Source organism: Pseudomonas californiensis (genome assembly GCF_021147775.1).
In the GTDB taxonomy this organism is placed as follows: domain Bacteria; phylum Pseudomonadota; class Gammaproteobacteria; order Pseudomonadales; family Pseudomonadaceae; genus Aquipseudomonas; species Aquipseudomonas californiensis.
In genome coordinates this window covers 1-6,625 of record NZ_JAGTPK010000076.1, presented here as the reverse complement: position 1 = coordinate 6,625, position 6,625 = coordinate 1, and the positions used below count along the sequence as shown (strand labels likewise).

Genomic DNA, 6,625 nt, shown 5'->3' with positions numbered 1-6,625 from the left:
CACGTCCGGCGCTACGCCCTGACCTTGCAGCCAATGGGCGAGTTGATTGGCGCGGGCGTCCAGTTCGGCGTAGCTCAAGCGCTGAGTGCCGTAGACCAGCGCCAAGGCGTCCGGTGTGGCGCGGACCTGTTCGGCGATCAGCGCGGGCAGATTCGCGTAGGCTGGGTAGCGTTCTTCGGTCGCGTTCCAGCCGACCTGATGTTGCTGCTCGGCGGGGGTCAACGGCTCGAGTTCGTGCAAGGCGCGCTCGGGCTGTTCCAGCAGTTGCTCGAGCAGGTACACGAAATGTGCGTGCCAGGCTTGCACGGTGGAAGCTTCGAACAGATCGGTGGCGTAACTGAAGGTCGCCGTGATCTGACCCTGGCGGTTTTCCTCAGTGGTCAGGGCGAGGTCCAGTTGCGCGGTTTCTGCCGCCTGCTCCAGACGCTCGAAGACCAGACCGCCGGACTTCAATTGGCTGTCGCCGCGTTGCAAGTGGTTGAACAGCACCTGGAACAACGGGTTGCGGCCCAGGCTGCGCTGGGGTTGCAGTGCTTCGACCAATTGTTCGAAGGGCAGATCCTGATGGGCCTGGGCTTGCAAGGCCTGCTCGCGGACCGCCTTGAGCTGGTCGACGAAGGAAGCGCGGCGAGAGACTTGCAGCGGCCAGACCTGGGTGTTGACGAAGCAACCGATCAAGCCTTGGGTTGCTGCAGCCTGGCGGTTGGCAACCGGAATGCCGATACGCAATTCAGACTGCCCGCACAGGCGGCTGAGCCACACGCCATAGGCCGCGAGCAACACCATGAACGGCGTGGCTTGCTGCGCACGGGCGAACTGGCGCAAGCGGCTGCTGGTAGCGTCAGGCAACGGCTTGCCAACCCGTGCCCCGCGATAGCTGGGCAAACCGGGCCGCAGGTGATCGACCGGCAATTCCAGCACCGGCTCTTCGCTGCCCAGGCGTTCGCGCCAGTAGGCCAATTGCTGTTCGCTTTCACCCGATTCCAGCCACAGGCGCTGCCAGCGTGCGTAGTCGGTGTATTGCACGTCGAGGCTGGCCAGTGCGTTGTCGCCCGGTTGCAGATGGCGGGCGTAGCCGCTGGCCAGTTCCTGAACGAAGAGTTCCACCGAGACACCGTCGGCAACGATGTGATGCAGCGTGACCAGCAAGGCATGCCGCTCAGCGTCGCAGCGCACCAGGCACAGGCGCAGCAACGGCCCCTGAGTCAGGTCGAACGGTTGCCGAGCCTGTTCCTGCGCCAGACGCGTCAGGGCTGTTTCCTGGGTCTGGGCCGACAGATCGCTGAGGTCTTCACGCCCCAGCATCACGGTGCAGGCCTCGACCTCATGCACGCGGACAACCGGCGCGCCGTTCTGGTCAGGGAAGTCGCTGCGCAGAACCGCATGACGGGCCACGGTATCAGCCAGCGCCGCTTGCAGTGCCGCTTCGTTCAGCTCCCCAGTGAGCTGCAGGCCGCCGGTGATGTGATAGGCGCTGGCAGTCGGTTCCAGCTGCCAGAGCAGCCACAGCCGATGTTGGCTGTAAGAGAGCGTGCCCATGGCCTCTGCGGGTGCAGGAACGATGGGCAGGCGGCGGGCATCGATGCCTTTTGCCCGCAACTGTTGCAGGAAGATCCGCTGCTTTTCGGCTGGAAGAGCGTTGAGCCTTTCGGCCAGCGGGCGTAACGGATCGTCACGGAGGCTGGGGCCATGGGGTTGGCTCAGGTCGTTCATTCAATGCGCTCCAGTTCGTTCAGCAATTGGGTCATGGCGTCCACCTCGTCTTCAGGGGCGTGCGCCGGAATGTGCTCCAGGTGCCGAGCAAGCGCCTCGACGGTCGGGGTGTCGAACACCGCGCCGAGGTGAATCTGTACGCCTAACTGATGGCGAATCTGCGAGGCCAGCCGGGTCGCGAGCAGCGAATGCCCGCCCAGCTCAAAGAAGTCATCTGTGACCCCGACCCGCCCTACGCCCAACACCTCGGACCAGATCCTTGCCAGGTCGCGTTCGGCGTCAGTGCGAGGTTCGACGTAACCCGTTGTGGCGGCCTGCGCCTCGACCTGCGGCAGCAGTTTGCGATCCAGCTTGCCGTTGGCCGAGAGCGGCATCGCCGACAATTGCATCAATCGCCACGGCACCATGTATTCAGGAACGTGCTGACCAAGGTGAAATTTAAGCGCAGCTTCATCACAGGCCTCCCCGACCCAGTAACCGAGCAGTTGATTGTCCCGCGCGATGACCACGCATTCGCGCACGGTTTCATGTGCCAGCAACACGCTTTCGATCTCGCCCAGCTCGATCCGCTGGCCGCGCAGCTTGACCTGATGATCGAGACGACCGAGGTAATCGATGGCGCCATCGGCACGCCAGCGGGCCAGATCGCCGCTGCGGTACATGCGCTCGCCGGGCTTGCCGTGAGGATTGGCGACGAAACGCTCGGCAGTCAGCGATGGACGCGCCAGGTAACCCCGAGCCAGATTGACGCCTGCGATGTACAGCTCGCCTGCGACACCTACCGGTACAGGATTCAGGTCCGCGTCGAGAATATGAATCTGCGTATTGGCAATCGGACGGCCAATCGGCACGCTGCTGCCGTCGTCGCGGCATGTCCATGACGTGACATCGATGGCTGCTTCGGTCGGCCCGTAGAGGTTGTGCAGTTCGCTGGCGGTTTGCGCCAGCACCTGACGTTGCAGCTCAGCAGGCAAGGCTTCGCCGCTGCAGATGATGCGTTTGAGCGAGGTGCAGGCTGACAGCTCATCAGCCGACACAAACGCCTGGAGCATCGACGGTACGAAGTGCAGCGTGGTGATGCCGTGCTCGACGATCAGCTCGCGCAGCAGTTGCGGATCGCGGTGCGCGCCGGGCGGCGCCATGACCAGCGCCGCACCGCTGAGCAACGGCCAGAAGAATTCCCAGACCGACACGTCGAAGCTGTAAGGGGTCTTTTGCAGCACGCGGTCATCGGCGGTCAGGCCGTATTCGGCCTGCATCCATTGCAGGCGGTTGAGCAGACCGGCGTGACGGTTGCCAACGGCTTTGGGTTTGCCGGTGGAGCCTGAGGTGTACAGGCAGTAGACGAGGTTTTCCGGGCTGATATTGACGGTTGGCGCAGTCTGCGGCTGGGTGCCCAACGGCAGATTTTCCAGCGCATGCACCGGAACGCCCACATCGCCCGTCCAGGTATCCAGCAGGTGCGTCTGGGTCAACAGCAACGGGCTGCCGCTGTCTTCCAGCATGCCTTGCAGGCGATCACGCGGATGGTCCGGGTCCAGCGGCAAATACGCACCACCGGCCTTGATCACGCCCAATAGCGCGACGACCAGCTCAACTGAACGCTCGGCAGAAACGGCGACCGGCACGTCCGGACCTACGCCTTGACCGTGCAGCCAGTGAGCGAGCTGATTGGCGCGGGCGTCCAGTTCGGCGTAGCTCAGTCGGGTCGCGCCACAGACCAGTGCCAACGCATCCGGTGTGGCGCGGACCTGTTCGGCGATCAGCGCGGGCAGGCTTGAATACGCTGGGTACAGGGTTTCGGTGGCGTTCCAGGCCGACAGCTGATGCTGCTCAGCGGTGTTCAGCATGCGCAGCTCGCAGAGGGGCACCGTGGCAGGTCCCTGGGCCAGTGCCGCCATCGCCAGCAACAGGTTCTGGAAATGCTCGCCGAGGCGAACCACGCCTGGCTCATCGAACGCGCCCAGCAGGTAACTCAACTGCACGTTCAGGGTGTCGCCCGCATGAATGACCACGGTCAGCGGGTAATGGGTGGTTTCCCGCGAAACGACCTGGCCAAATTGCACGCCACTGCCGCTGCGCAACGCGCTGTCGACCGGGTAGTTTTCGAACACCAGCACGCTGTGGAACAGCGCCTGACCGCCCTGCCCCGCCCAGCGCTGAATGTCGAACAGCGGCGTGTGTTCATGCTCGCGCACTGCCAAGTTCAGCGATTGCAGGTCGCGAAGCCAGTCACCCAGCAGCCGCTCCGGGCCGGGTGACTGAATGATCGGCAAGGTGTTGATGAACAGACCGAGCACGCGCTCGGCATCCGCCAATGCGGTCGGTCGCCCGGCCACCGTGGCGCCAAAGGCCACGCTTTGCTGGCCGGTGTAGCGCTGCAAAAGCAGGCTCCAGGCACCCTGCACCAAGGTGTTCAAGGTCACGCGCTCGCGGCGAGCGAATGCCGCCAGTGCCGAAGTAATATCCGGAGCCAGTTGCAGACGCAGGTCACCATGCCCGGCCTGGGCTGGCACGGCGGGCAAGGCGTCGGCCAAGCGGGTCGGCTCGTCCAGCTGACGCAGCTGTTCGTTCCAGAACACCTGGCTTGCATGAGCGTCCTGACGCGCCAGCCAGGCAAGATAATCCCGGTAGCTGCTGGCACTCGCAGCCGGCGACTCGCCGCGATAATGCAGCAGCACTTCTTCGATCAGCCGCGCCGTGGCCCAGCCGTCGAGCAGGATGTGATGGCGGGTCCAGATCAGTTGGTAATCGCTTTCACCCAGACGCACCAACATGACTCGTTGCAGAGGCGGCTGGCGCAGGTCGAAGCCACGGTCGCGCTCGGCATCGGCCAGCTCGGCGAGGTCCAGACGCGCCTGTTCTGCCGAGCGAGCACGCCAGTCCAGGTGCTGCACCGGCGAAGGCAACTGCCGGTGAACCCATTGCAGCGGCTGCGGCAAGTCACCGTCCCAGACGAAACCGGCGCGCAGAATGGCGTGCTCATGGGTCACACGCTCCCAGGCGGCGGCGAATCGTGGACCGTCCACCTCGCTCAACGGCACGCAGACCTGATTCACATAGGCGCTGCTGACCCCACCTTGCAGGGCGTGGAAGAGCATGCCCTGTTGCAATGGCGACAACGGGTAAAGGTCTTCAAGGTCGGCAGCAGCCACCGGCAAGGCGTCAAGCTGCACCTGACTGATGTTCGCCAGCGGAAAGTCGGAAGGCGTGACGCCCGCCACGCCGGGGCTCAGGCAATGGTCAACCAGTTCGCTCAGGGTCGCGAGGTAGCGCTCGGCCAGACCTTGCACCACTTCACTGTCAAAACGCTCGGCACCGTAGCGCCAGCTGAGCTGCAAACAGCCGTCACGCACCTGACCGGCGATCACCCATTCGCTGTCGGCATCGGCGCTGGGATCCAGAGAGGCGCCGAGGTCTTCTTCGGCCCACGTAAACAGCCCGCCCGCCGAGCGGCCCGGATCGAACTGGCCGAGGTAATTGAAGATAACGTGTGGGGCTTCCCGCGCCGCCAGTTGATCGGCCAGCCCGCCTTCGCCCAGGTAGCGCAACACGCCATAGCCAACGCCCTGACCGGGCACTTGGCGCACTTGCTCCTTGATCGCCTTGATGGCGTGCGCAGGGGACTGGCCGCCAGGGGCCAGTTGCAGCGGGTACAGGGCTGTAAACCAGCCGACGCTGCGGCTCAGGTCGAGGTCAGCAGGGGCATCGGCTCCCGGCGTGCGGCCATGACCTTCCAAGGCGATGTCCACCGTTGGATGGCCGCTCCATTGACACAGCGTCTGAGCGAGACCCGCCAACAGCAATTCGTCGATGCGCGTGCGATACGCCGTATGGGCCACGCCCAGCAGTGCACGGGTGCGCGCAGGATCAAGCTGCACCCGCACCTGACGTGTGGCACTCAGCGCGCGGCTGCCTTGCGGATGTTGCACCGGCAACGGGCTGGCGGACGTCTCGGCATAGGCCTGCCAATAGGCCTGTTCGCTGTCGCCCAAACCCTGATCCGCCCAACGCTTGAGGTATTCACCCCACGCCTTGAAACTGCTGGTGCGCGAGGCCAGCTGCAGAGCCGAACCGGCGAGCGCCTGAGTGTAGAGCTGCGCCAGATCTTCCAGAAGGATGCGCCAGGACACACCGTCCACCACCAAGTGATGCGCCACCAGCAACAGCCGTTGCTCACCCTCGACCAGTTGCATCAGCACTGCCTTGAACAGCGGCCCCTCACCGAGCTCGAAACCGCGCTGGGCGTCTTCGCACGTCGCCGTGATGGCGCCAGGGCCGCTCAGCGTTTTGCACGCCAGCAATGAGGTCGCAGTCTGGCCATGACGGGCCCGCCAGCGATTGTCGACACCACGTTGAAATTGCAGACGCAGGGCATCGTGATGGGCAAACAGCGCCGTCAGCGCCTCACGCAATGCGTCAGCTTCCAGAGTCTGCAGCGGACGCAGCAGCAACGCCTGATTCCAGTGGCCTTGCACCGGCACCGCCTGGGCAAGGAAATGCGCCTGAATGGGCGTGATCGGCGCTTCGCCCTGAACCGGGCCGCTGTCGACACGGGCCTGATCCAGCGGCACCGCGACACGCGCCAACCCAGCAATGTGCTGATGTTCGAACAGATCACGGGGGTTGAGTTGCCAACCTGCACGCCGCGCCCGGCTGATCACTTGCAGCGACAGAATCGAGTCGCCGCCCAGTTCGAAGAAGTTATCGGCAATACCGACCTGCTCAAGGCCCAGCACTTCAGCCCAGATTGCGGCCAGTGTCTGTTCAATCTCGCTGCGTGGTGCAACGTAATCCTCGACAGCGGCCTGCCCTTCCGGCTGCGGCAACAGCTTGCGGTCCAGCTTGCCGTTCGCCGACAACGGCATGGCATCGAGTTGCACCAGGCGCCACGGCACCATGTATTCGGGCA

The 6,625-nt window shown here is 64.3% G+C and carries 2 protein-coding genes; both read right to left on the bottom strand.

The window, feature by feature from the left end; genetic code table 11:
* The coding region (locus tag KDX37_RS28530) for a condensation domain-containing protein (protein WP_231656543.1) at positions 1 to 1,713 on the bottom strand (1,713 nt) is incomplete at its 3' end.
* On the bottom strand, positions 1,710 to 6,625 hold a 4,916-nt coding region (locus tag KDX37_RS28525), incomplete at its 5' end, for a non-ribosomal peptide synthetase (protein ID WP_231656542.1). The genes KDX37_RS28525 and KDX37_RS28530, both read right to left, overlap by 4 nt.